Genomic DNA, 24,169 nt, shown 5'->3' on the forward strand with positions numbered 1-24,169 from the left:
TCTAAAATACAAATTTTTTGAAATCTAAAATAAAAAACGCTTCCAAGTTCTAATCCCTTGAAAGCGTGATTTTATCATGAATTTTGGTTAAAAATATTTTAAACTCATGTTTGGTTTTATTTGAAGCAAAGTTTCATAAATGAGTTTAATAACATTGGCTACATCTTCTTTGGCAACCATTTCTACTGTAGTGTGCATGTATCTTAATGGTAGAGAAATCAGTGCAGAAGGAACACCTCCGTTAGAAAATGCGAAAGAATCTGTATCGGTTCCTGTTGCTCTGCTCAAAGCATTTCTCTGGAATGGAATTTTCTTTTTCTTAGCGGTATTTGTGATTAAATCTCTGATGATGTGATGAACAGAAGGAGCATACGCAATTACAGGTCCGTCTCCACATTTCATGTGACCTTCTTTTTTCTTCTCGATATGTGGAGTAGTGGTATCATGAGTAACGTCTGTAACGATAGCGATATTTGGTTTTATAGTTTGTGCAATCATCGTTGCTCCATATAAACCAACTTCTTCTTGCACAGAATTGGTGATGTATAATCCGAAAGGTAATTTCTTTTTGTTTTCTTTTAAAAGTCTAGCTACTTCTGCAATCATAAATCCGCCCATTCTGTTGTCTAGCGCTCTACAAACGAAATATCGGTCGTTGAGTTCAAAAAATTCATCTGGATAAGTAATCATGCAACCTACATAAATTCCTAATTTTTCTACTTCTTCTTTAGATATACAGCCGCAATCGATGAAAATATTTTCAATTTTCGGAACTGGTTCATGAGGATTTGCGCTTCTGGTGTGAATCGCTGGCCAACCGAAAACACCTTTTACAATGCCTTTTTCTCCGTGGATGTGTACCGTTTTAGAAGGCGCAATCATTTGGTCAGAACCTCCGTTTCTGATTACGTAAATCATTCCGTCATCAGAAATGTAATTTACGTACCAAGAAATTTCGTCGGCATGAGCTTCTATCACTACTTTGAATTCCGCTTCTGGATTGATGATTCCGTAGCAAGTTCCATAGTGGTCTACTCTTATTTCGTCTACATAAGGCTTGATATAATCTGCCCAAATTTTCTGTCCGTTCTGCTCAAAACCAGTTGGAGAAGCAGTGTTCAAATATTTTTCTAAAAATTTTAAAGATTTATTTTCAAATTTCATATAAAGGAACGATTTTTGTGATACTTAAAATTAAATTTTAATTCAGGTAAAAATAATGAAATTTCAGAACATTTTCACCATATTTCTTTTGTTGTTTAGCTTATCATTTCAGGCTCAACAAGATACTATAAAAATAGAATTGAAGGCACTAAAAGATGTTCCAAAAGAAAAACTTCAAAAAGATGATTTTGGGAATGTTTTTTATTACGACGAAAAGCAAAAAGCTAGAATTTACGAAATCAACGGAGAAAAAGTAGTGGTGATGGATGAGTTGCTTCTCATGCAGAGGCCGCATTTTAATAATCAACTTGACCGTAATTTCTATTATTTCCTCAATAAAAAATTGAATAGAGTTTATCCTTACTTTATTACTGCTCTAGAGCAATACAGAGATATACAAGACGAACTTTCTAAAATAGATGATGAGAAAAAAAGAGCTTACATCAGAAAAAGGCAAGAAGGGCTCGCCAATCAATATGAAACCCAATTAAGGGATTTGACCACTACAGAAGGTAGGATTTTTGCCAAATTAATGCACAGAGCTACTGGAAAAACTGTGTACGAAATCATAAAAGAATTACGTGGAAACTGGAGTGCTTTTTGGTGGAATGTAAAAGGAAATATTGCAGATGTAGACATTAAAGAACCTTATGATCCGCATGCTAATAGACAAGATGCTTTTGTAGAATCTCTTTTGTACTCTAACTGGAATTTAGGATATTTGCAGCCTTATGAAGGATACAGGGATTTTAAAATCAAAAAATAACATGAAATTTTTATTCAAACTATTATTTACGGTAAGTATTTTATATTCAGCAGAAGCTTACTCATGGGGAATTATTGGGCATAGAACCATCGCAGAAATTGCAGAAAATCATATTTCAAATAAATCTAAGCGTAAGCTTAAAAAGATTATAGGAAAACAAAATCTAGCTTATATTGCTAATTGGCCAGATTTCGTAAAATCTGATACGCTGAATACTTATAAAGAAACAGAAGTTTGGCATTATGTGAATGTAAAACCCAACCAGAATTTTACAGAATTTGAGAAATCTTTAAAAGAACTTAATACTCCCAATCTTTACAATCAAATTATTAAGCAAAAAGAAATTATCGCCAATAAAAATTCATCAAAAGAAGAAAAAATTGTAGCGCTTAAGTTTTTGGTTCATTTAATGGGAGATTTACACCAACCTATGCACGTAGGAAGAGCGGAAGATTTAGGAGGGAATTTAATCCAGTTAACTTTCAATAGAGACCAAACGAATTTACACAGTTTATGGGATACAAAATTGGTAGATTATCAAAGATATTCATATAAAGAGTTTGCTAAAGTGCTAGATTATAAATCTAAAGAGGAAATCCAAAAAATACAAAGCGGAACTCTTGAAAATTGGTTGTATGACAGTTACACGAAAGCCAATAAAATCTACACGCAGACTAAACCAAATGGTGTTTACAGTTATGATTATAATTATAAATTTTCAGGATTGTTAGAAGAACAATTATTAACAGGTGGATTAAGACTAGCTAAAGTTTTAGACGAAATCTTACAATAATTTTTCTTTCAGTTTCTGAAATACGATTTGATCAATAGGCAATTCTAATGGGTTTTCTTCATGTAAGGAAATCCATTTTATTTTTTCAATACTTTCATCTAAAATCTGCAATTCGTCTAGATTTAAAATATCTACCTTATAATATATAGTTAGCAATTGCTCGTTTTCTCTAAATCTAGAAACCAAAAAATCTTCTTGAGTGTAAAAATGTTCTACAACATTTATTTTTAGGTTAAGTTCTTCTGCAAATTCTCTGTGAAGGCATTCTAAGGTTCCTTCGCCAAATTCTAAACCGCCACCTGGTAATTTTATCAATTTTTGTCCGGCATAACCTTCATCTAGAGCCATTATTTCTTGATTTTCATTAATGTAAATGGCGTAAACTCTTATGTTGATTTTATCTATCATGTTTTATTTTTTTTTAATTTAATTGGCTCTTTTTACTTTTAACTTGGTTCTTTCAAAACGGCATTAATCATTTCGCGTTTTCCTTTTGGGCCTTCTAATTTAGTGACTTCAAAATTAAGTTCCTTCAGAATTCTTCTCACACTTCCTTTTGAAGAATAAGTAGTGAGTAGTCCACCATCTTTCATTTTGCTTTTTACGATTTCAAATAGCGGTTTTTCCCATAAGTCTGGCTGAACTTTTGCACCGAAACAATCATAATACACCAGGTTAATTGCAGGTAAATTTATCTCTTTTATCTTGAAAAAGTCCAAATTGTATTTAGTAAAGAAGAAGTTTGGCAAAATTTCATGTGTTTTATTCCAATCTAATTCATGGATTTTTTGATAAATTTCTTGTGCATTTTCGAAAGTAAAATGCTTTGCATAGTTCAATTCTACGATTTCTTCATTATTTACGGGATATTTTTCGAATGTGAAATAGTGAAAAACATGATTTTTATCATTTTTCAAATATTCATTAATTGTGACTAAAGCATTAAGACCTGTACCAAAACCCATCTCTAAAATGTTTATTTCGTAATCATAAACATTTTTTAATCCGTTTTTTATAAATACATGTTCTGCTTCTTGGATGGCTCCATTGTGAGAATGATAGCATTCATTTAAATCATTGATATACAATGTTTTGCTTCCATCTAACGTGGTTTTTATTTCTCTTTTCAAAGTATTTTTTGTCAAAAATAAATTAAAATTTTGATATTTAAAAAATTATATTAAATTTGTAGAAACTCAATTAAAATTTTTAAAATGATAATTCAAAAAACTTCAAACTCAAGAATTGGGGAATTTGACCCAGAAAACATTGGATTTGGTACAGCATTTATAGATCATATGATTGTATGTGAGTACGAAAATGGAAAATGGGGTGAAGTAAGGCTTATGCCATATGGTCCGCTACCTTTTACACCAGCAATGATGGGCGTAAATTATGGGCAAGCTTGTTTTGAAGGAATGAAGGCTTATAAAGATAAAGATGGTGAAGTGTATCTTTTCCGTCCTGAGAAAAATTTCGAAAGAATTAATAAGTCAGCAAAGCGTCTTGCAATGCCAGAAATCACCGAAGAAATGTTTATCGGTGGTCTTAAAGCATTAGTAGATATGGATAGAAATTGGATTCCTTATGGAGAAGGAAAATCACTATATATTAGACCTCTAATTTTTGCAACGGAAGAAGCTTTAAAAGCAAGAATTGCTAATAAATATATGTTTGCCATTGTTGCAACTCCAGTGCAAAGTTATTACACAGAGCCAGTTTCTGTTAAGATTTCTGATTTTTATTCTAGAGCTGCAAGTGGTGGTGTAGGTTCTGCTAAAGCTGCAGGAAATTACGCTGCTTCATTTTATCCTACAAAATTAGCTGCTGAAGAAGGTTATGAGCAAATCATCTGGACAGATGATGCTACTCACAAATATTTTGAAGAAAGTGGTACAATGAACGTTTTCGTAAGAATAAACGATACAATTTATACTCCACCAACTTCAGAGAAAATTCTAGATGGAGTTACTAGAGATAGTTTCCTTCAACTAGCAAAACATAGAGGAATTGACGTAAAAGTAGAGCCGGTAGAAGTAGCTAAAGTTCTAGAAGCGCATTCAAAAGAAGAGTTAATTGAAGTTTGGGGAGTAGGAACTGCTGTAGTAACTAGCGTTTTCAAAGCGATTGGTTACAAAGACCAAAAATTAACTTTACCAGAACTTTCAGAAGAAGAAAGTTTCGCTTTAACTCTTAAAAAAGCATTGGTGGATATTCAAACCAATAAAGCTGAAGATCCTTTTGGATGGAGAGTGAAAGTAGAAAAGCATATTTTAGAAACTGCTTAGAAATAAGACTTTAAATATTTTAAACCGAGGAAATCTTTTCTCGGTTTTTTCGTTGTTATTTATTGAGTAATTAGTATTTTCGCAGTCAATATGAAAAAGGTAGTTTTCATTTCATTATTATCACTTTTGTCTTGTGTTAAAAATTCACCAGCTCATCCTCCAGTTGGTGGTGTTTTGTCACAAGAAGACTTAAATGTATCTAAAAATAGAGCAAAAAATCTCAATTTATTAGAAAGAAAACAAATTCAAGATTGGATAAATCAACAAGATAAAAAATTCTATTCTACAGGACTAAATTATTGGACGGATATTAGTGATTCTGAATCTAGAACTAAGAAAAAAGATGGTGAATTGGTTTCGTATGAATATGATTTGTATGATTTTAACCAAGAAAAATTATATGAAAAGCCTAACCAAAATATAGATGCTCCATTAGGAAAATTCGAAGAATTAAAAGCGGTAGAAGATGCGGTGCGTTATATGAAAAAAGGAGAACAAGCTACACTTTTAGTACCTTCAGTTCTGGCTTTTGGAACTTATGGCGATGATGAAAAAATTCCAAATGACATGCCATTAATCATTAAAATTAAAATTTTATAAATCCATAAAATGAAAAAAATATTTTTATTAACTATTGCAATTATTACTTTAATTAATTGTACTCCAATTTATAAAAAAATGAATATAGACAAAGATTTTTACAACGGTCTTCAAGACGGTGTGTATGCTAAAATGGAAACTTCTAAAGGCGAATTGATTATCCAATTTTTTGATCAAGATGCGCCAGTTACAGTAGCTAATTTCGTAGGTCTTGCACAAGGAACTATTGAAAATAAAGCAAAAGCAAAAGGAGTTCCTTATTATGATGGAATTGTTTTTCACAGAGTAATAAAAAACTTTATGATTCAAGGAGGTGATCCTCAAGGAACAGGAATGGGAGATCCTGGTTATAAGTTTGATGATGAGAAAAACGACCTAAAACACGAAGGAAAAGGTTATCTTTCTATGGCAAATTCTGGACCTAACACAAATGGTTCTCAGTTTTTTATCACAGAAGTTCCTACGCCTTGGTTAGACGGAAGACATACTATTTTTGGTAAAGTAATTAAAGGAGAAGATGTAATTGATACGATTGCTAATTCTGAAACCGGTGCTCAAGATAGACCAAAAGAAGAAATTAAAATTGTAAAAGTGACTGTTTTCACTAAAGGTGATGCTTACGAAAAATATGATGCTGCTAAAATCTTCAATGAAGGGAAAGCGAAAATCCAAGAAAACAACAAAGCTTACATCGCTAAACAAGAAGCAGAAGCTGCTAAAAAATTAGAAGATTTAAAAGCTGGAATGACTAAAACTGCTTCTGGTTTACTATATAAAATCACAAAAACTAATCCAGAAGGTAAAGCTCCAAAAGCTGGAGACATGGTTTCTGTACACTACGCTGGTAAATTAACAAACGGACAAGAATTTGATAATTCTTTCAAAAGAGGTGAGCCAATTGAGATTCCAATCGGTGTTGGTCAAGTAATCAAAGGTTGGGATGAAGGAATCCAACTTCTAAAAGAAGGAGAAGCGGCTACTTTATTGATTCCATCTGAATTAGGTTACGGAACAAGAGGAGCAGGAGGTGTAATTCCACCAAATGCTTGGCTAATCTTCGATGTGGAATTGGTGAAAGTAAAATAATATTACTCCTAATATATTTAAGAAAAACGTGCTTTTTAGCGCGTTTTTTATTTTATTTATTAACTATTATTGAAAAAAATAGACAAAAGTCTTTTTATTTTAGACAAAAGTCTTATATTTGTGTAAATATTTATGAGATGAAAAAGAATAAATTTTATACGCAAGAAGAAAAAGAAGTGCAACTTGTACAAGAAACTACTGCTTTCTATGGTACTTCCGTAGGTTTTACTTCTATTGATGACAGAAGCGTCTTTGCTATTATAGATTCTATTAATAAAGGTATTTCTTTTACTGCTTTTGAAAATATTATAAAAAAATACAGTTTTACGCTCCAAAATTGGGCGGAGTTTTTACATATTTCTAATAAAACCTTATCTCGCTACCAAAAAGAATCAAAAACTTTTGATGCTTTACAGTCAGAGCGTATTATGCAAATAGAAATTTTACACAGTAAAGGCGAAGAAGTTTTCGGCAGTAGAGAGAATTTTTCTACTTGGCTAGAAACAGAAAACCTTGCTCTAGGAAACATTATACCAAGGGATTTACTTAAAAATTCTTTTGGCATAAATTTATTAATGGATGAATTAGTTAGAATTGAGCATGGTGTTTTAGCTTAAGATAGATACAGAAATGATTGTTTTTAGACTTTCAAAAGCACAATTTGCCAATGATTTATCTGGAAAAGGAGCTGAATTGGTTGGAGGAAGATGGAATAGTAGAGGAAATGCTATGCTGTATACTTCTCAAAGTATTGCGCTTTGTGTTACAGAAATTGCAGTTCACGTTCCACTTGGGATTTTACCAAAAGATTATCAATTGGTACATATTGAAGTTCCTGATGAAGATTTTTTAGAATTGAAAAGATTACCAAAAGGTTGGCAAACATTTCCGCACTCTAATTCTACTCAAATGTTAGGAGATAAATTTCTGAAAGAGCAGAAATTTTTGGTACTGAAAGTTCCTTCTGCGACAGTTCAAGGTGAATTTAATTATTTGGTGAATCCGAGACATAAAAATTTTAATCAAATTAAAATTTTGAAAATAGAAAGTTTTAGTTTTGATGAAAGGCTGTTTAGAAGATGATTATTGATAAATACCTTCTTTATATTTTAAAATTTGAGTTTTAAAAGATTTTAATACTTTTTCATTACAATCGCCAGTTTTTGAATTTTTACCAGTTAAGAATCTTTTCTCAATTTTTGTTCTTATTTTTAAATTTTTGAAACCATTTGTCTCTGATTTTTCAAAAGAAATATACCCTGTTTTTTCTTCAAATTCTCCATTGCAATTCAAATCCCATTCTCCATGATATTCATTTATCGGATAATCTAGAATTCTTTTAATACTGTCTTTTTTCTCATAAAATAATAAAAAATTTTGACTTGAATATGGGTTTGGTTGGCTATTATTTCTAAAATTTAATCTAATACCAAAAGCCTTTAAGTTTTGTTTGATTAAATAATTTGCTGTGTCAATTTCTGTTGAAGTTAAAGCTATTGCATCAGATGATATAGAGTTTATATCAATATATTTTTTTAAAATTTTTCCATTAATATCACAAATTATAATTATTAAATTGTAGTTAATAAGTCCAATGTTTTGATTATTAATGATTGGTAAACATAAAATATAATTTGCTGAATTTGGTATTTTTTTTTCAGAATAAACAGTTTCATCAAAATTTTCAATTTTAATTTTTAATGATTTTAGAACATTTTCTTTTCTTTGATTTTCTTGAGAATAACAAATTATTGATATAAAATATATTGCGAAGATGAAAATTTTTCTTAATATTTGGCGAGATTAATTTTTTTAAAATTTAAAAATGAATAACTTCGCTGAAATTACAAAATTTCTATGATTTTAAAAGAATTTACTTCAGAATTAGATAAACTATTTTCGCTGAAACAAGCTGAAGATTTTGATAATGTAGGTTTGCTTTGTGGTAATCCTGCCAGAGAAGTTTCGGGTGTTTTGGTTTGTCATGATGCGCTAGAAAACGTTGTAGATGAGGCTATTTCGAAGAATTGTAATGTGATTGTAACGTTTCACCCTATTATTTTTTCTGGGTTAAAATCCATCACTGGCAAAAACTATGTAGAACGCGCAGTTCTAAAAGCCATCGAAAATAAAATTGCGATTTACGCGATTCACACAGCTTTTGATAATGATTATTTCGGGGTGAATTATAGAATTTGTAATGAATTAGGCTTGAAAAATCAAAAAATTCTGATGCCAAAGTCAGAAAATCTTTTGCAATTGGTAGTTTATGTTCCGTCTGATTATTCAGAGAAGGTGAAAAATGCTTTATTTGAAGCAGGTGCAGGAAATATTGGTTTCTATGATGAATGCAGTTTTTCGGTGAAAGGAAATGGAACTTTCAGACCGATTGAAGGTTCTAATCCATTTTTGGGAACTTATAATGTGAGAGAAAATGCTGATGAAGAAATGATTTCTGTGATTTTTGAAGGTTTCAAAAAGAATCAGATTTTGTCTGCGATGAAATCTGCACATCCATATGAAGAAGTGGCGTATCAACTTTATGCTTTAGAAAATGATAATCAATACGTTGGCTTAGGAAGATACGGAGAATTAGAACAAGAAATGGCAGAAAAAGATTTCTTAAAATTCGTGAAAGAAAAATTCAATTTAGAAGTGATTCGTCATTCGGAGTTTTTGAATAAAAAAATCAAAAAAGTAGGCGTTTTAGGTGGAAGTGGAGCAAGTGGAATTTCGGCAGCAAAAGCTTCTGGATGTGATGCTTACTTAACGGGAGATGTAAAATACCACGATTTTTTCCAAAGCGAAAACCAAATGATCATCTGTGATATAGGACATTTCGAGTCAGAACAATTTGTTGCTGAGCAATTAGTTGAGATTTTGTCGGAAAAATTTCCTACATTTGCATTCTCAAAATCCACAGAAAAAACCAACCCTGTAAATTATTTCTTTTAAGATATGGCAAAAAAAACTGTAGAAATTTCAGTAGAAGAAAAATTAAGAGCCCTTTATGATTTACAAATCATAGACTCTAGATTAGACGAAATCCGCAATACAAGAGGTGAATTACCAATTGAGGTAGAAGATTTAGAAATCGAAATCGAAGGTCTTAACAAGAGAGCACAAAAATTCGAAAACGAAATTAAAGACTTAAATGATGACATTAATAACAAAAAAGAAGTTATTAATCATTCTAAATCTTTGATGGAGAAATATAAATCTCAACAAGACAACGTAAGAAATAATAAAGAATTCGAAGCGCTTGCTAAAGAAATAGAATTTCAGGATTTAGAAGTTCAGTTGGCTGAAAAGAAAATCAAAGAATTTACTGCAAAAATCGCTCACAAAAATGAACTTTTAGATGAGTTGAAAGGTAAAATCGGAGAGCTAGAAAATCACTTAAACTTCAAGAAAAACGAACTTGATGCTTTAATTTCTGAAACTCAAAAAGAAGAAGATTATTTATTAGAAAAATCTAAAGAATTTGCAGAAAAAATAGACGAAAGACTATTAGCTTCTTACAAAAGAATTAGAAATAATTCTGGAAACGGATTAGCAGTAGTAGGTCTAGAAAGAGGTGCGCCAAAAGGTTCATTCTTTACCATTCCGCCACAGAAACAAATGGAAATCGCTCAGCGTAAGAAAATTATCATCGATGAGCATTCTGGTAAAATCTTGGTAGACGATGAGTTGGTAATGGAAGAGAACGAAAAAATGGCTTCTATCATTAAATTCTAAAAATGTTAAATCAATATAAATTCCGTTCTTTTTGAGCGGAATTTTTTATTTTTGCCTAAAACTGATGATATGAAAGAATTTGCGAATGCCAAAATGGATAAATGGACTTTGTTTTACACCATTTTATACATTTTTTTCTCTATTGGAATGGTGGTTTTCATGTTCGAAACAGAAGAATCTAAATTCCCAATAATTTTGGTGGGCAGTATTCTCTCAGGAGCTTTTATTTTTACTTATTTCATGATTCCCAAAATCAGTTTGAGTGAAAATGCAATCCATGTAAAAAATGCTTTTGTTAATTTTAAAATTTCAATTCAAGATATTTCTTATGTTGAAAAAGTAGAAAAACTAGGATTAAACATCAGAACATTTGGAGCAGGAGGCGTTTTTGGTTATTTTGGCTATTTTAATGGCAATGATGTTTGGTACGTAACCAATATTTATAAAAAAGTAAAAATTACCATGAAATCTGGGAAAATCTATATGTTTTCACCAGAAAATACAGAAGATTTTATTCAACAAATCACAAACCTAAAATCTAAAATTTAAAGTTATAATGATACAATTACTTGATAAAATTCATCACAAAGATTCTAAAAATTTCTTTTTAATTGCTGGCCCTTGCGCTATTGAAGGCGAAGAAATGGCATTTGAAATTGCCGAAAAAATTGTTAATCTTTCAGATAAATATAAAATTCCTTACATTTTTAAAGGAAGTTTTAAAAAAGCCAACAGAAGCAGAGTAGACAGTTTCACAGGAATTGGTGACGAAAAAGCTTTAGAAATTATCAAAAAAGTAGGAGAGCATTTTAATATTCCTACTACTACAGATATTCACGAAAACGCTCATGCAGAACTCGCAGCTTCTTATGGAGTAGATGTTTTGCAAATTCCCGCGTTTTTGGTTCGTCAGACAGACTTGGTAGTAGCTGCAGCAAAAACTGGGAAAGCCGTAACTTTGAAAAAAGGACAATTTCTTTCACCAGAATCTATGAAATTTGCGGTACAAAAAGTATTAGATTCAGGAAATGATAAAGTAGCGATTATCGAGAGAGGAAATTCTTTCGGATATACAGATTTGGTAGTAGATTTCAGAGGAATTCCTACCATGCAACATTATGCGCCAGTGATTTTGGACGTTACGCACTCTCTTCAACAGCCTAATCAAAATTCAGGAGTAACAGGAGGAAGACCAGAATTGATAGAAACCATTGCCAAAGCTGGAATTGCAGTAGGAACAGACGGAATTTTCATTGAAACACATCCAGATCCTTCTTGTGCAAAATCAGACGGAGCGAATATGCTAAAACTGGATTTGCTCGATGATTTATTAGGAAAACTAACTCGAGTAAGAGAAGCAATCTTATAATATTGAACCAAGCAAAAATGCTTGGTTTTTTCTTTTGAAAAACACAAAAAATTCTTAAAATTTACCATTGAAATAATTCTTTATCAATTTGATTAAATTTTATAAATTTATCCTTTAAAATATAACCTTTTGAAAAAGCTCATATTATTCTTAGTTCTTACATTTCCAGTCTTTATTTTTTCACAAATTAATTTGAAAATTTTAGACGATAACGGAAGTCCAGTTGCTGATGTAAAAGTCACTTATAACAATCAAAACTTTACCACCAATGCGCAAGGTTTTGCTAAAATTCCTGTAGCTGAAACAGAACAAATATTGACGGCAGAAAAGGAATCTTATGTTTCTTTTACCAAGAAAATTAATCCTAAATTAAGATACCAAAACTTAAATGTTTTGATGGTACTTTCCATTAAAACCAAAGAAATTAAAGAGATTACCTTCCGGGGAAAAGGAAAACCAAAAAATACTGACCTAACTTCTCTTGAAATTTCTGCAAAACAAGCTCAGATTGTAGCTTCGCTTTCTGGTGGTGTAGAAGGTTTGATTAAGTCTTTACCTTCGGTAAATTCTAATGCAGAATTGTCATCGCAATACATGGTGAGAGGTGGTAATTATGATGAAAATTTAATTTACATCAATGATATTGAGATTTACAGACCATTTTTAGTGAGAAATTCTCTACAGGAAGGAATGAGTATCATCAATCCAGATATGGTTTCTATGATTAACTTTTCTGCAGGTGGTTTCGAAGCGAAATATGGTGATAAAATGAGTTCTGCGCTTAATATTTATTACAGACAACCTTCAAAAACTGAAATTTCTGGCGAAGCAAGTCTTATAGGTGGAAGATTGTCTCTAGGTTTAGCTTCTAAGAATAAAAAATTATCTGCTTTATTCTCAGGAAGATACAGAAACACCAATTTGGTTCTGAATACGTTAAATGAAGATACAGATTTTAATCCTCAATATTTTGATTTTCAATCGTATATCAATTATTACATCAATGATAAATGGTCGGTTTCATTTTTAGGATATTGGTCAAAAAATGACTATGAAATGATTCCAAATTACAAGGAAGTAGATTTTGGAACCGTACAACAGCCGATAAAATTATTGGTAGGCTATGAAGGAAAAGAAGATGATTCTTATAAAAACATGATGGGAACTGCTTCTATCACGTATAAACCAAGCAAAAAATTAAGTGTAACGCTAGATAATTTTGCTTACCAAAACAGAGAAAGAGAATATTATACCATTGCTTCAGGTTATTTATTGCAAACCTTTGATCCTGTGACTGGAGACCCGAATTCTAGTTATGATGCAGGAGGACAAATAGATCAGGCAAGAAATGATTTATTAGCAAGAACGTATGGAAGTCAATTAAGAGTAAAATTTTCTCCAAATGCGAATACAGATATAGAAGTAGGTGCAAAATTCGAGAAAGAAATGCTTAAAGACCTTACCAATGAATGGCAATTGGTAGATTCTTTAGGATACAGCACACCAAGAACTTATTTGAATCCAGGAGTTTTAGACGCGTCTGATTTAAAATTGAAATACAATATTTCTGGAAATAACGAAATCAACCCTTCGAGAATTTCTGGGTATGCACAATTTTCCAAAAAATTATTTTGGGGAGAAAACAGAGTTTTCATTAATGGTGGAGTAAGAGCGCAACAATGGAGTTTTAACAAAGAAACTTTAATTTCACCAAGAGCACAATTTGCGATAAAACCAGATTGGGATGCAGATATGCTTTTCAGAATTTCGGGAGGAGTTTATTATCAAGCGCCTTATTACAAAGAAATCAAAGATTTAGACGGAACATTTAATGAAAATATTAAAGCTCAAAAATCAATTCAACTTATCTTAGCAAATGATTATGAGTTCAAAATGGTTGACAGACCATTTAAATTGACCACAGAATTGTATTACAAAAAAATGAATGATTTAATTCCGTATTATATTGATAATGTTAGGATTAGATATTCAGGAAAAAATAATTCCGAAGGTTATGCTTATGGAGTTGATACCAGATTGTTCGGTGAATTTGTTCCCGGTGTAGATTCTTGGATTTCTGTAAGTTATGCCAGAGCAAAAGAAAATATTGATGGAAGAGGCTATATTGCAAGACCAACTGACCAAAGATTTAGATTTTCGATGTTTTATCAGGATTACATGCCGAAATTTCCAAGCATGAAAGTTAATCTTACTTTATTATTTGCAAGCGGTTTACCAAATGGAGCTTCATTATTTGCAGACCCTTATGAATACACCAAAACTTTACCTTCTTATAAACGAGTAGACATTGGTTTAGAAAAAGTTTTTATCGACCAAAAAGACAATAAAGCAACGGGTGATTTCTGGAGAAAATGCAAAGAATTATCATTAGGTGTACAAATTTTTAATGCTTTCAATATTAATAATACTATTGCTAATCAATGGATTACTGATGTTAATTCAAGTTATATTTATCCAGTTCCTGTAAGATTAACGGGTAGGTTTTTTAATGTGAAATTAAATTTCAAATTTTAATTCATTTTCTTCAAGATGAACTTTATTTAAAGAAGAAAATCAAAAAAACTGCAGAATTTTTTAAAAATATTGTTACTTTTGAAACTGTAAAAATTAATAAATGAGAAGAATAGTTAAAGTTTTAAGTCTTTTGTCTTTTATTTTCTTGGGAACTCAAGTTGCCAAAGCACAATTGTATGATGTGGCAATTGGTGGACAAGTAGATACAGGTGTAGGAGAGTCTTTAGTAGGAGTTTCTATAAAATATCAACCTTTTCAGTTTGTAGCCATAGAATTTTCTGGAAATTATGGAGGTGGATTTACAGCTTTACAAGTTATTCCTCAGTTTGTTTATACTATAAGCGAACAAACAGACGGACTTGCAATTTATGTAGGAGCTGGTCCATCATATATTACAGGTGGTCATCCTGCGAAAGTTAAAGCCTTTAATATTGTAGGAGTTGCAGGAGCAGAATTTGAATTGGTAGATTATCCTATTAGTTTCTTTGCAGATTGGAGACCAAGATTTTACCAAGAAGACCCAGGCTTTTATAATACTATGCAAATAGAAAAAGGTTTCGAACCAGGAAGATTTAGTTTCGGTTTAAGATATACTTTCTAACAATTTTATAAAAAATAAAAGTCTTGAAATTTTTCAAGACTTTTTTATTTTTAGTTGGACTGAGCTTTAATTCTTTTCTCAGAAAGATTTCTAAATCTTATCACCAAAAGCACCGCAGAAATGGTAAGTCCAATTCCCAGAGCTATCCACATTCCGAAAGCGCCCATCTTCATAGGAACCGTAAGATAATAACCTAATGGAATGGTGATGACCCAATAAGCGATAAAGGTAAGAATTGAAGGGATTTTCACGTCTTGTATTCCTCTAAGACAACCAAGTGCAGTCACCTGAATTCCGTCTGATAATTGAAATAATGCAGCAATAATCATCAATTGAGACGCCAATTCTACTACAGCAATGTCTTCTTTTTTAGTGAAAAATGTTGGTAAAACATCTTTTCCAAGAATAAAAACCAATCCGCACATTAACATAAAGATAAAAGCGATTTTTAAGTTGTTAAAACCGACTTTTTCTAGATTTATAAAGTCTTTTTCGCCTAATTTTCTTCCAATCATTACCGTAGAAGCTACACTGAATCCTACACAAAGATTAAATGTGAAACTCGCCATAGATAGCGCAATTTGATGTGCAGCAATGTCTTTGGCAGAAATCAATCCGCAGATAAAAGCGGCACCAGCAAAAGCCGTTACTTCAAAAAACAATTGCAATGCAGTAGGAAAGCCTAATCTGATTAGTTTTTCGAACATTTCTTTGGTGAAATCCTTTATTTTCAGAGAAAAATCTTTGATGTATCTTCTCGTTTTTTCTTCTTTAATCAAAACATAATACAAGAAAACCATCATGGCAACTCTTGCAATAAAAGTAGCCCAAGCTGAACCAGCAACTCCCATTTTAAAATGTTCTATAAAAACATAATTGAGGATAACATTAATAACATTCGCGAAAATCGTGGCTTTGGTTACTCCAATTGTAAAAGAAAGTCCTTCTGAAACTTCTCTCATCGTTTGAAAAATCATAAATGGAATGATACTTAAGGTTACGATGGAAAGAAAGGTAATGGTATCGGGTAAAATTTCTTTTGGCTGATTCAAATAAGGCATAAGTGGAATGATTCCAAAAATCAAAAGCATTAAAACAAAAGCCAAAATGATATTTACCACAAATCCATGTCGGAAAATGCTGTTAATTCTGTTGTGATCATGTTGAGAATGTGCTTCGGAAACTAATGGTGGAATCGCCAATGAAAAACCTAATCCAAAGATAAAAATAGAGAAAAACATAGCGTTTCCAAGAGAAACTGCTGCCAATGCTTTTGCGCCAAGAAGTTTCCCTACAATAATATTATCAAACAAGTTTACAGAAACTTGCCCTACTTGTGTAAGCATTACTGGGAGCGCAAGTTTTAAGGTTTCTTGCGTAAATTGTTTATTGAGAAATTTCATTTGTTAATTTTAATGGTTAAGACTTTCTTTTGGCCAATTCTTTTTGTTCTGCTTTTTGAATTTTTTTGTAAACATAAATGCTCATCAAAACACTAAATTCATACAAAACTAAAAGCGGAAATGCTGCAGCCAACATACTGAAAACATCTGCAGGAGTTACAATTGCGGCAACTACCATAATAACTACAATCGCGTGTCTTCTGTACGTTTTTAAAAATACAGGCGTCAAAATTCCTATCGTTGTCAAAAAATAAACGACTACTGGAAATAAGAAAACCAATCCCATTCCTAAAACCACTTGCAGGAATAGAGTAGTGTAATCTGACAAGTCAAATAATTGCGTGATAGAATCTGAAATGGTAAACAACATTCCAAAATTGATTGCTAATGGAAGGATAAGATAATAACCAACTAAAGCTCCTATTAGAAATAAAATCCACACAAAATTAATCACAAAAGAAGAATTTTTTCTTTCTTTAGGATGAAGTGCTGGACTGATGAATCTCCACAATTCCCAAATAATATAAGGAAGTGCCAAAACCATTCCTCCGAAAATAGAAACAGACATCATTACATCAAATTGTTGCAATAATTTTTTCTGTTGAACTTGAAATGTATCTGGCAAAACGAAACTTTCGTGGCCAAAAAATTCCTGAGAATAATGATTGATCACTCTAAAAGTAATAAAATCATTTTTGGTAGGTGCAAAAAACACATGATCCATTATCCAATTGATATTGAAACCTACAATTAGAGCTCCAATAATAATTGCGATAATACAACGAATAAGATGCGCTCTTAGTTCACCAACGTGCCCTAAAAAGGACATTTCTTTTTCTTCTGCCATATATTTAAGTTCCGAATTTTCGGATTTTATTTTTTATTATTTAAACTTACAGTCTAATTCTTTCTTATAAGAAATGTTTTTTTTCTTGATTCTTGGCTCTTGATTATTGTTTCTTCTAATTAATCCCTTCATCTAACAATCTATGTAAATCGATAATTCCGAAATAATTTCCATTATCAGTTACAATCAATTGACCGATATTGTTTTGTTTCAAAACAGTCATCGCTTCTTTTGCAAGTGCATTTTTGTCAACCGTTTTTGGGTTTGCAGACATTAAATCTTTTGCTAAAATTCCGGTAAGATTTTCAGTTTTTAGAAGCATTCTTCTTAAATCTCCATCGGTAATTACACCAACTATTTTTTCTTGGTCTGTTACCACCGTTATTCCATGCTTAGAACTTGAAATTGAAAAAATTACATCTTTTATACTAGAATTTACTTCAACTAAAGGTCTCTGTTCAGAAACGAATTGTTCTACTCTTGCCGTTAAGTTTTTTCCTAAACTTCCACCTGGGTGAAACTTTGCAAAATCTTGGTCTTTGAAATTATTCAGTTCCATTAAACAAACTGCTAAAGCATCACCAATTGCCATTTGAACCGTAGTAGAACTTGTGGGCGCTAATTTATTAGGGCAAGCTTCCACTTTTACCGAAGAATCTAAAACCACATCAGAAGCTTCTGCCAATTTAGATTTTAAATTTCCTGTCATCCCGATGAATGCCGAAGAATAATCTTTTAAAAATGGCAATAAATACACTACTTCTGGCGAATTTCCAGAGTTAGAGATGCAAAGCACCACATCATTTTTCTGAATTACGCCTAAATCTCCGTGAATTGCTTCTGCAGCGTGTAAAAACTGAGAAGGAGTTCCTGTAGAATTTAAAGTTGCTACAATTTTATTTCCTACGTGTGCAGATTTACCGATGCCTACTACAATCAGTTTTCCTGTAGAATTATTGATGATGTTTACCGCTTTTTCGAACTGTTCATCAATTCTATTTTTAAGCGATTCTAGCTCAGTAACTTCTACTGCAATAGCGTTTTTGGCGAGGCTAATAATGTCTATTTTTTCCAAAATACAATTTCTTAGATTTATTTATTTTTAAGAAGACAAAAATTAAGATTTTTTAAATTTTTAAAAATTTTCAAATCTCATTAAAAAGTTTTATCTTTGGTAAGATGCAAATTTAGTAAAACTTACTTGAACAGATGAAGACTAAACATGAAGATTTAACAAGTGCACTAAAAAAATATTTCGGATTTTCTACTTTTAAAGGAAGACAAGAAGAAATTATTTCCACCTTATTGAGTGGTAATGATGTTTTCGTATTAATGCCAACTGGCGGTGGTAAATCGTTGTGTTATCAACTTCCTGCACTTCTTTCAGAAGGAACTGCTATTGTAGTTTCTCCGCTGATTGCTTTAATGAAAAACCAAGTAGATGCCATTAATGGTATCTCTGCCGAGGAAGGAGTAGGTCATGTCCTGAATTCTTCTCTCAATAAAACCCAAACAAAACAAGTTTTTGATGACATCAAAAGCGGCAAAACCAAGTTGCTCTATGTAGCTCCAGAAAGTTTAGTAAAAGAAGAGTACCTTAATTTTTTAAAAGAAATAAAAATTTCTTTCGTGGCGATAGACGAAGCGCACTGTATTTCGGAATGGGGACATGATTTCCGACCAGAATACAGAAATCTCAAATTAATTATTGATAAAATTGCAAAAGTTCCTGTAATTGCATTGACTGCAACTGCTACACCAAAAGTTCAGGATGATATTCAGAAAACTCTAGGAATGAACAATGCATTGGTTTTTAAAGATAGTTTTAATAGACCTAATCTTTACTACGAAATTCGTCCTAAAGTAAATGTAGACAGAGAAATCGTAAAATTTATCAATCAACACAAAGGCAAATCAGGAATTGTTTATTGTCTCAGCCGAAGAAAAGTAGAGGAATTCTCTCAGTTATTGCAGGTAAATGGAATCAATGCATTGCCATATCACGCTGGTCTTGACCAAAAAACCAGAGTAGCTAATCAAGATAAATTCTTGATGGAAGAAGCAGATGTAATTGTTGCTACCATTGCTTTCGGAATGGGAATTGACAAGCCAGATGTAAGATTTGTCATTCATTATGATATTCCAAAATCGCTAGAAAGTTATTATCAAGAAACAGGTAGAGCTGGTAGAGATGGAGGAGAAGGTCATTGCCTTGCTTTTTATGATCCAAAAGACATTGAAAAATTAGAAAAATTCTTAGCTCAAAAACCAGTTTCTGAACGTGAAATCGGACTTCAACTTTTGAATGAAGTAGTAGGTTATGCCGAAACTTCTATGAGCAGAAGACAATATTTACTCTATTATTTCGGAGAAGAATTTGACCCAATCAATGGTGATGGTGCTAAAATGGATGATAATTCTGTAAACCCACCAAAACTGAAAGATGCTTCTAAAGATTTGAAAAAAGTCTTGGAAATCGTAAAAGATTTGGAAGAAAAATTCAGAACTAAAGATTTAATTTCGATTATTTCGGGAAAAGAATCTGCCACTACCAAAGCTTACAAATTAGAGAATTCTAAACATTTCGGGATTGGGAAATCTGAAAATGACAATTATTGGAAATCCATCATCAGACAAGCTACTGTACAAGGTTATTTGACTAAAGATATAGAAACTTACGGCGTTCTGAAACTTTCTGAGAAAGCTAAAAATTTCCTTTCTGGAAAAGAAACTCCAGAATTTATGATTGCCGAAGATAGAGAATATGATTTGGCAGCGATAGCAGATGCAGAGCAAGTTCAAGTACAAGCTGGAGGTGGTCTTGACCAAAATCTTTTCGCTCAGTTAAAAGAATTGAGAAAAAAAGTAGCCAAAAAACATGGCATTCCTCCTTATACGGTTTTTATGGATCCTAGTTTAGAAGATATGACTGTACAATATCCAATTACGGTAGACGAAATTGCAAAAGTTTACGGAGTTGGTGAAGGAAAAGCTAAAAAATACGGAAAAGAATTTGCAGAATTCATCGCGAAATATGTAGAAGATAACAACATTGAGAGAACTCAAGACATGGTACTAAAAACAGTTGCCAATAAGTCTTCTCATAAGGTTTTTATCATCCAAAATACCGACAAAAAAATAGATTTAGAAGACATTGCCAAAGCGAAACATCTGAGCATGGATGATTTGCTTTCTGAAATGGAATCTATTGTTTATCAAGGGACTAAACTCAATATAGATTATTACATAGAAGAAAATTTTGACGAAGATATTGTAGATGATTTTATGGATTTTATGAAAGAATCTGAAAGTGATTCTATGAAAGTTATTTTATCAGAATTTGGCGATGATTTGTCTGATGAAGAAGTGAGAATGCTTCGAATTAAGTTTATTTCTGATGTAGCAAATTAATAATTGAAAAATATCTAATTCCCACAGATTACACAGAAAACACAGATTAATTTCTGTGAAAATTTGTGAAATCTGTGGGAAAATAATTTATGAAAAAATCTATCCTTTTTATCCTTCCAGATCTTAATGCAGGTGGTGCAGAACGTATTGTGACGACCATTGCCAATCATTTGCCTAGAGAAAAATTCTCTCTGAGCATTTTATTGTTGAGAAAGGAAGGTTTGTATTTAGATTTTTTACAAAATGATGTAGAAATTATCGACATCAAAACACCAAGAATTAGAAATTCTCTAAAACCGATTTTACAACAAATTAAAAAAAGAAAACCAGACATCGTTTTCAGTGGTTTTGGGGAAGTAAATGCTTATTTATCATTATTTATTAAACTTTTTCCTAAAATTAAATTCATAGCCAGAGAAACCAATGTCGTTTCTCAACATGTTACCAGAAGAGAAATCAGATTTTTTTATAAATTTTATAATAACTATCAAAAAATCATTTGTCAGAGTGATGATATGATGAATGATTTGGTAGAAAATTTTAAGATTAAAAAAGAAAAAATCATTAAAATCAACAATCCTGTAGATTTCAGTTTTATAGAAGAAAAATTAGAAAATGCTACGAAGCCTGAAAGCTATCGAGAAGGTTATAAAAATATTGTCGCCATTGGAAATTTGTCTTCAAGAAAAGGTTTTGATAATTTATTGAAAGTATTTAATAATCTGAAAGATAATAATATTATATTACATATTTTAGGAGACGGTAAAGACAAAGAATTGCTTTATCTATTGAAGCAAGATTTAGGTTTAGAAAACGTGATTTTTCATGGAGTTCAAAAAAATCCTTATCCGTTCTTAAAGTTTGCAGATTTATTTGTGTTAAGTTCCAGATATGAAGGATTTCCGAATGTTTTGCTAGAAGCAGGAGCATGCGGAACGTATGCTTTAGCCAACAATTGCAAAGGTGGAATTAATGAAATTATTCAACCGAAAATCAACGGAGAAATTTCAGATATAGAAAATCATGAAGAATTTGCAACAAAAATTCTAGAAATTTTGAACGAAAATCACGATTCGGAAGCGATTAAAAATTCAATACAATCTAGATTTTCTAAAGAAATGATTTTAGAGAAATATTTTGAGGCTTTTGAAAGTATTGTTTCTCACAGATAACACAGATTTTCACAGAAAAATTTAACGAATGTTTAAAATCTTATAAATCTGTGCATCTAATAGAAATAAAATCAATTTGAAAAAAAATTAAGTATTAATTTAAAAATCATATCATTTTTTTTTATCAATTCAAATTTGTAAAATCTGTGCAATCTGTGAGAGAAAAATTCCGTATTTTAGCAAAAATTAAGTTTTAATAAAAAATAATATAAAATGTCACAATTTGATGTTACTGTAATTGGTTCTGGACCTGGAGGTTACGTAGCTGCATTAAGATGCGCACAATTAGGTTTCAAAACTGCTCTTATCGAGAAATATTCTACTTTGGGAGGAACTTGCTTAAATGTAGGTTGTATTCCGTCAAAAGCACTTTTAGACAGCTCAGAACATTTCGAAAATGCAAAACATAATTTTGCAAATCACGGAATTATTATCAACGAACCTCAAGCTGATTTGGCAAGAATGGTGGCTCGTAAAAACGAAGTAGTAGATCAAACTACCAAAGGAATTAATTTCTTGATGGACAAAAATAAAGTAACTGTTTTTGAAGGTTTGGGTAGTTTCGAATCTGCTACTCAAGTAAAAGTAACGAAAAATGATGGTTCTTCTGAAATTTTAGAAACCAAATATGCAATTGTTGCTACAGGTTCTAAACCATCTACTTTGCCTTTCATCACTATAGATAAAGAAAGAATTATCACTTCTACGGAAGCGTTGAATTTAAAAGAAATTCCAAAACATTTGGTAGTAATCGGTGGTGGTGTTATTGGTCTAGAATTAGGCTCTGTTTATTTGAGATTAGGTTCTCAGGTAACCGTTGTAGAATATATGGACAAAATTATTCCCACAATGGATGGCGCTTTGTCTAAAGAATTGACTAAAGTTCTTAAAAAACAAGGTATGAAATTCATGCTTTCAACTGGAGTTCAATCTGTAGAAAGAAACGGAGATTCTGTAAAAATTACAGCGAAAGACAAAAAAGGAGAAGAAGTAAGTGTAGAAGGAGATTATGTTTTAGTTTCTGTAGGTAGAAAACCTTACACAGAAGGTCTTGGCTTAGAAAAAGCTGGAGTAGAACTAGACGAAAGAGGAAGAGTAAAAGTAAACGACCATTTACAAACTAATGTTGCCAATATTTATGCAATCGGTGACGTAGTAAAAGGAGCTATGTTGGCTCACAAAGCGGAAGAAGAAGGCGTTTTCGTAGCTGAAACTTTAGCAGGTCAAAAACCACACATCAATTATAACTTAATTCCAGGAGTTGTTTACACTTGGCCAGAAGTTGCAGGAGTGGGTAAGACCGAAGAGCAATTAAAAGAAGAAGGAGCAGCTTATAAAGTAGGTTCTTTCCCAATGAGAGCTTTAGGAAGAAGCCGTGCTTCTGGAGATGTTGACGGATTAATTAAAATTTTGGCTGATGAAAAAACAGACGAAGTTTTAGGTGTTCACATGATTGGTGCAAGAGCTGCAGACTTAATTGCAGAAGCTGTAACTGCTATGGAATTCCGTGCTAGTGCAGAAGATATTTCTAGAATGTCTCATGCACATCCTACTTATGCAGAAGCGATTAAAGAAGCTGCATTAGACGCTACAGGAAAACGTGCGATTCACATGTAATTTTTGATTGAAAAATTTAAAAATTAAATAATTAAAGATAAAAGAGAAGTTTCGGCTTCTCTTTTTTATTTGGGCAGCAATTTCCTCGTTCCGCTCCCGCTTTTTTGTTTCGCTTCGCTACACAAAAAGAGCTCCGCTCAACTCGGGCTGCAATTCGGTTATCATTTAGAAAATTTCTGCAACTTTTTTTTGTACATTTGATTTTTATGTTTCTCGCAGATTGCGCAGATTTTGCAGATGATTGAAAATAAAAAATCTTTTGAATCAGCCAAATCAGCGAGAGAAAGTGAAAAATTCTAAAATATCACCATTTCAAAAAAATTAAAAATATGATTACAAAACCTATATTTCCATGTCTTTGGTACGATGGAAAAGCCAGAGAAGCTGCAGATTTTTATTGCCAAATTTTCCCTAATTCTAAAATCCTTTCGGATAATGGAATGGTCGTGAAATTTGAACTGAACGGAAGAGAATTCATGGGATTAAATGGCGGCCCGAATTTCAAATTTGATGAAGCCGTTTCTTTTTGCATAGAATGCGAAACACAAGAAGAAATAGATTACTATTGGGAAAATTTACTGAAAAATGGAGGAAACGAAAAAGTTTGCGGTTGGCTTACAGACCAGTTCGGAATGTGTTGGCAAGTCTATCCAAAGATTTTAGTTGATATGATGAATGACGCCGAAAAAGCACCAAAAGCAGTAGAAGCATTTCAGAAAATGATAAAATTTGATATACAAGCTTTACTTGATGCTGTGAAATAAAACCTTACCTTTGCA

24 protein-coding genes are annotated in these 24,169 nt (G+C 31.9%); 17 read left to right on the forward strand and 7 right to left on the reverse strand.

Going from position 1 to position 24,169, the window contains the following annotated elements:
* Positions 1 to 87: 87 nt before the first annotated feature.
* Positions 88 to 1,164, reverse strand: a complete 1,077-nt coding sequence (locus EB819_RS04520; protein ID WP_069798419.1) for a M28 family peptidase — start codon at positions 1,162 to 1,164, stop codon at positions 88 to 90.
* Between the two features lie 55 nt (positions 1,165 to 1,219).
* On the opposite strand from EB819_RS04520, the gene EB819_RS04525 reads away from it, so the two are divergent.
* Positions 1,220 to 1,930: a DUF4294 domain-containing protein gene (locus EB819_RS04525; protein WP_069798421.1), complete on the forward strand. Its 711-nt coding sequence runs from the start codon at positions 1,220 to 1,222 to the stop codon at positions 1,928 to 1,930.
* A gap of 1 nt (position 1,931) precedes the next feature.
* On the forward strand, positions 1,932 to 2,723 hold the full coding sequence (locus tag EB819_RS04530) for a S1/P1 nuclease (RefSeq protein ID WP_069798517.1): 792 nt from the start codon (positions 1,932 to 1,934) through the stop codon (positions 2,721 to 2,723).
* On the opposite strand, the gene EB819_RS04535 is transcribed toward EB819_RS04530, so the two are convergent.
* Both EB819_RS04535 and mnmD read right to left on the reverse strand, forming a co-directional pair.
* A complete protein-coding gene (locus EB819_RS04535) occupies positions 2,715 to 3,131 on the reverse strand; it encodes an NUDIX hydrolase (RefSeq protein ID WP_069798423.1) in 417 nt (138 codons plus the stop codon). The two genes, EB819_RS04530 and EB819_RS04535, sit on opposite strands and share 9 nt — an antisense overlap.
* A gap of 38 nt (positions 3,132 to 3,169) precedes the next feature.
* A complete protein-coding gene (gene mnmD, locus EB819_RS04540; protein ID WP_069798519.1) occupies positions 3,170 to 3,853 on the reverse strand; it encodes a tRNA (5-methylaminomethyl-2-thiouridine)(34)-methyltransferase MnmC2 in 684 nt (227 codons plus the stop codon).
* Positions 3,854 to 3,937: 84 nt separating this feature from the next.
* Here mnmD and EB819_RS04545 point away from each other — a divergent pair, with 84 nt between their 5' ends.
* The 5 genes from EB819_RS04545 to EB819_RS04565 all read left to right on the forward strand — a co-directional run bounded on the left by EB819_RS04545 (position 3,938) and on the right by EB819_RS04565 (position 7,780).
* Complete coding sequence (locus EB819_RS04545) at positions 3,938 to 5,011, forward strand: branched-chain amino acid aminotransferase (protein ID WP_069798425.1); 1,074 nt, start codon at positions 3,938 to 3,940, stop codon at positions 5,009 to 5,011.
* 90 nt (positions 5,012 to 5,101) lie between these two features.
* Positions 5,102 to 5,611 (forward strand): FKBP-type peptidyl-prolyl cis-trans isomerase, encoded by a 510-nt coding sequence (locus EB819_RS04550; RefSeq protein ID WP_069798427.1) that lies wholly within the window; start codon positions 5,102 to 5,104, stop codon positions 5,609 to 5,611.
* A gap of 78 nt (positions 5,612 to 5,689) precedes the next feature.
* A complete protein-coding gene (locus tag EB819_RS04555; RefSeq protein WP_245993242.1) occupies positions 5,690 to 6,697 on the forward strand; it encodes a peptidylprolyl isomerase in 1,008 nt (335 codons plus the stop codon).
* Positions 6,698 to 6,834: 137 nt separating this feature from the next.
* Positions 6,835 to 7,314, forward strand: a complete 480-nt coding sequence (gene parS, locus EB819_RS04560) for an Xre family toxin-antitoxin system antitoxin (RefSeq protein ID WP_083250162.1) — start codon at positions 6,835 to 6,837, stop codon at positions 7,312 to 7,314.
* Positions 7,315 to 7,327: 13 nt separating this feature from the next.
* Positions 7,328 to 7,780, forward strand: coding sequence for an RES family NAD+ phosphorylase (locus EB819_RS04565; protein ID WP_069798431.1), 453 nt, complete (start codon positions 7,328 to 7,330; stop codon positions 7,778 to 7,780).
* Here the strand turns inward: EB819_RS04565 and EB819_RS13055 are convergent, their stop codons facing one another.
* Complete coding sequence (locus EB819_RS13055; protein ID WP_449397376.1) at positions 7,781 to 8,491, reverse strand: PA3715 family protein; 711 nt, start codon at positions 8,489 to 8,491, stop codon at positions 7,781 to 7,783.
* Positions 8,492 to 8,554: 63 nt separating this feature from the next.
* Here EB819_RS13055 and EB819_RS04570 point away from each other — a divergent pair, with 63 nt between their 5' ends.
* The 6 genes from EB819_RS04570 to EB819_RS04595 all read left to right on the forward strand — a co-directional run bounded on the left by EB819_RS04570 (position 8,555) and on the right by EB819_RS04595 (position 14,940).
* A complete protein-coding gene (locus EB819_RS04570; protein ID WP_069798435.1) occupies positions 8,555 to 9,652 on the forward strand; it encodes a Nif3-like dinuclear metal center hexameric protein in 1,098 nt (365 codons plus the stop codon).
* A gap of 3 nt (positions 9,653 to 9,655) precedes the next feature.
* Positions 9,656 to 10,435 (forward strand): zinc ribbon domain-containing protein, encoded by a 780-nt coding sequence (locus tag EB819_RS04575; RefSeq protein WP_069798437.1) that lies wholly within the window; start codon positions 9,656 to 9,658, stop codon positions 10,433 to 10,435.
* Between the two features lie 69 nt (positions 10,436 to 10,504).
* Entirely contained in the window at positions 10,505 to 10,984 is a 480-nt protein-coding gene (locus EB819_RS04580) for a PH domain-containing protein (protein WP_069798439.1), read from the forward strand.
* 7 nt (positions 10,985 to 10,991) lie between these two features.
* Positions 10,992 to 11,804 (forward strand): 3-deoxy-8-phosphooctulonate synthase, encoded by an 813-nt coding sequence (gene kdsA, locus EB819_RS04585; RefSeq protein WP_069798441.1) that lies wholly within the window; start codon positions 10,992 to 10,994, stop codon positions 11,802 to 11,804.
* A gap of 396 nt (positions 11,805 to 12,200) precedes the next feature.
* A complete protein-coding gene (locus tag EB819_RS04590; protein ID WP_069798523.1) occupies positions 12,201 to 14,339 on the forward strand; it encodes a TonB-dependent receptor plug domain-containing protein in 2,139 nt (712 codons plus the stop codon).
* A gap of 100 nt (positions 14,340 to 14,439) precedes the next feature.
* Positions 14,440 to 14,940, forward strand: a complete 501-nt coding sequence (locus tag EB819_RS04595; RefSeq protein ID WP_069798443.1) for a hypothetical protein — start codon at positions 14,440 to 14,442, stop codon at positions 14,938 to 14,940.
* Positions 14,941 to 14,990: 50 nt separating this feature from the next.
* Here EB819_RS04595 and EB819_RS04600 read toward each other — a convergent pair whose 3' ends face one another.
* From EB819_RS04600 to EB819_RS04610, 3 genes are all read right to left on the reverse strand, one after another.
* Positions 14,991 to 16,343, reverse strand: coding sequence for an MATE family efflux transporter (locus tag EB819_RS04600; protein WP_069798445.1), 1,353 nt, complete (start codon positions 16,341 to 16,343; stop codon positions 14,991 to 14,993).
* 16 nt (positions 16,344 to 16,359) lie between these two features.
* Complete coding sequence (gene tatC, locus EB819_RS04605; protein WP_069798447.1) at positions 16,360 to 17,190, reverse strand: twin-arginine translocase subunit TatC; 831 nt, start codon at positions 17,188 to 17,190, stop codon at positions 16,360 to 16,362.
* 115 nt (positions 17,191 to 17,305) lie between these two features.
* A complete protein-coding gene (locus EB819_RS04610) occupies positions 17,306 to 18,265 on the reverse strand; it encodes a KpsF/GutQ family sugar-phosphate isomerase (protein ID WP_069798449.1) in 960 nt (319 codons plus the stop codon).
* 134 nt (positions 18,266 to 18,399) lie between these two features.
* Between EB819_RS04610 and recQ the strand changes: the two genes are divergently transcribed.
* The 4 genes from recQ to EB819_RS04630 all read left to right on the forward strand — a co-directional run bounded on the left by recQ (position 18,400) and on the right by EB819_RS04630 (position 24,154).
* Positions 18,400 to 20,601 (forward strand): DNA helicase RecQ, encoded by a 2,202-nt coding sequence (gene recQ / locus EB819_RS04615; RefSeq protein ID WP_069798451.1) that lies wholly within the window; start codon positions 18,400 to 18,402, stop codon positions 20,599 to 20,601.
* An 89-nt stretch (positions 20,602 to 20,690) separates the two neighbouring features.
* Positions 20,691 to 21,773, forward strand: coding sequence for a glycosyltransferase (locus tag EB819_RS04620; protein WP_069798453.1), 1,083 nt, complete (start codon positions 20,691 to 20,693; stop codon positions 21,771 to 21,773).
* Positions 21,774 to 21,986: 213 nt separating this feature from the next.
* The gene (gene lpdA, locus EB819_RS04625; RefSeq protein ID WP_069798455.1) at positions 21,987 to 23,390 is read left to right on the forward strand and encodes a dihydrolipoyl dehydrogenase; all 1,404 of its coding nucleotides are present in this window, start codon (positions 21,987 to 21,989) and stop codon (positions 23,388 to 23,390) included.
* 329 nt (positions 23,391 to 23,719) lie between these two features.
* Entirely contained in the window at positions 23,720 to 24,154 is a 435-nt protein-coding gene (locus EB819_RS04630) for a VOC family protein (RefSeq protein WP_069798457.1), read from the forward strand.
* The last annotated feature ends 15 nt before the right edge of the window (positions 24,155 to 24,169 follow it).

This window comes from Cloacibacterium normanense, assembly GCF_003860565.1.
GTDB classification, from domain to species: Bacteria; Bacteroidota; Bacteroidia; order Flavobacteriales; family Weeksellaceae; genus Cloacibacterium; species Cloacibacterium normanense.

Excerpts from the sequence above, each read along its gene's own strand:
- EB819_RS04520 (WP_069798419.1), bottom strand. The coding sequence starts at position 1,164 with ATGAAATTTGAAAATAAATCTTTAAAATTTTTAGAAAAATATTTGAAC.
- EB819_RS04525 (WP_069798421.1), top strand. The coding sequence starts at position 1,220 with ATGAAATTTCAGAACATTTTCACCATATTTCTTTTGTTGTTTAGCTTA.
- EB819_RS04530 (WP_069798517.1), top strand. The coding sequence starts at position 1,932 with ATGAAATTTTTATTCAAACTATTATTTACGGTAAGTATTTTATATTCA.
- EB819_RS04535 (WP_069798423.1), bottom strand. The coding sequence starts at position 3,131 with ATGATAGATAAAATCAACATAAGAGTTTACGCCATTTACATTAATGAA.
- EB819_RS04545 (WP_069798425.1), top strand. The coding sequence starts at position 3,938 with ATGATAATTCAAAAAACTTCAAACTCAAGAATTGGGGAATTTGACCCA.
- EB819_RS04550 (WP_069798427.1), top strand. The coding sequence starts at position 5,102 with ATGAAAAAGGTAGTTTTCATTTCATTATTATCACTTTTGTCTTGTGTT.
- EB819_RS04555 (WP_245993242.1), top strand. The coding sequence starts at position 5,690 with ATGAATATAGACAAAGATTTTTACAACGGTCTTCAAGACGGTGTGTAT.
- parS (WP_083250162.1), top strand. The coding sequence starts at position 6,835 with ATGAAAAAGAATAAATTTTATACGCAAGAAGAAAAAGAAGTGCAACTT.
- EB819_RS04565 (WP_069798431.1), top strand. The coding sequence starts at position 7,328 with ATGATTGTTTTTAGACTTTCAAAAGCACAATTTGCCAATGATTTATCT.
- EB819_RS04570 (WP_069798435.1), top strand. The coding sequence starts at position 8,555 with ATGATTTTAAAAGAATTTACTTCAGAATTAGATAAACTATTTTCGCTG.
- EB819_RS04575 (WP_069798437.1), top strand. The coding sequence starts at position 9,656 with ATGGCAAAAAAAACTGTAGAAATTTCAGTAGAAGAAAAATTAAGAGCC.
- EB819_RS04580 (WP_069798439.1), top strand. The coding sequence starts at position 10,505 with ATGAAAGAATTTGCGAATGCCAAAATGGATAAATGGACTTTGTTTTAC.
- kdsA (WP_069798441.1), top strand. The coding sequence starts at position 10,992 with ATGATACAATTACTTGATAAAATTCATCACAAAGATTCTAAAAATTTC.
- EB819_RS04590 (WP_069798523.1), top strand. The coding sequence starts at position 12,201 with ATGGTACTTTCCATTAAAACCAAAGAAATTAAAGAGATTACCTTCCGG.
- EB819_RS04595 (WP_069798443.1), top strand. The coding sequence starts at position 14,440 with ATGAGAAGAATAGTTAAAGTTTTAAGTCTTTTGTCTTTTATTTTCTTG.
- EB819_RS04600 (WP_069798445.1), bottom strand. The coding sequence starts at position 16,343 with ATGAAATTTCTCAATAAACAATTTACGCAAGAAACCTTAAAACTTGCG.
- tatC (WP_069798447.1), bottom strand. The coding sequence starts at position 17,190 with ATGGCAGAAGAAAAAGAAATGTCCTTTTTAGGGCACGTTGGTGAACTA.
- recQ (WP_069798451.1), top strand. The coding sequence starts at position 18,400 with ATGAAGACTAAACATGAAGATTTAACAAGTGCACTAAAAAAATATTTC.
- EB819_RS04620 (WP_069798453.1), top strand. The coding sequence starts at position 20,691 with ATGAAAAAATCTATCCTTTTTATCCTTCCAGATCTTAATGCAGGTGGT.
- lpdA (WP_069798455.1), top strand. The coding sequence starts at position 21,987 with ATGTCACAATTTGATGTTACTGTAATTGGTTCTGGACCTGGAGGTTAC.
- EB819_RS04630 (WP_069798457.1), top strand. The coding sequence starts at position 23,720 with ATGATTACAAAACCTATATTTCCATGTCTTTGGTACGATGGAAAAGCC.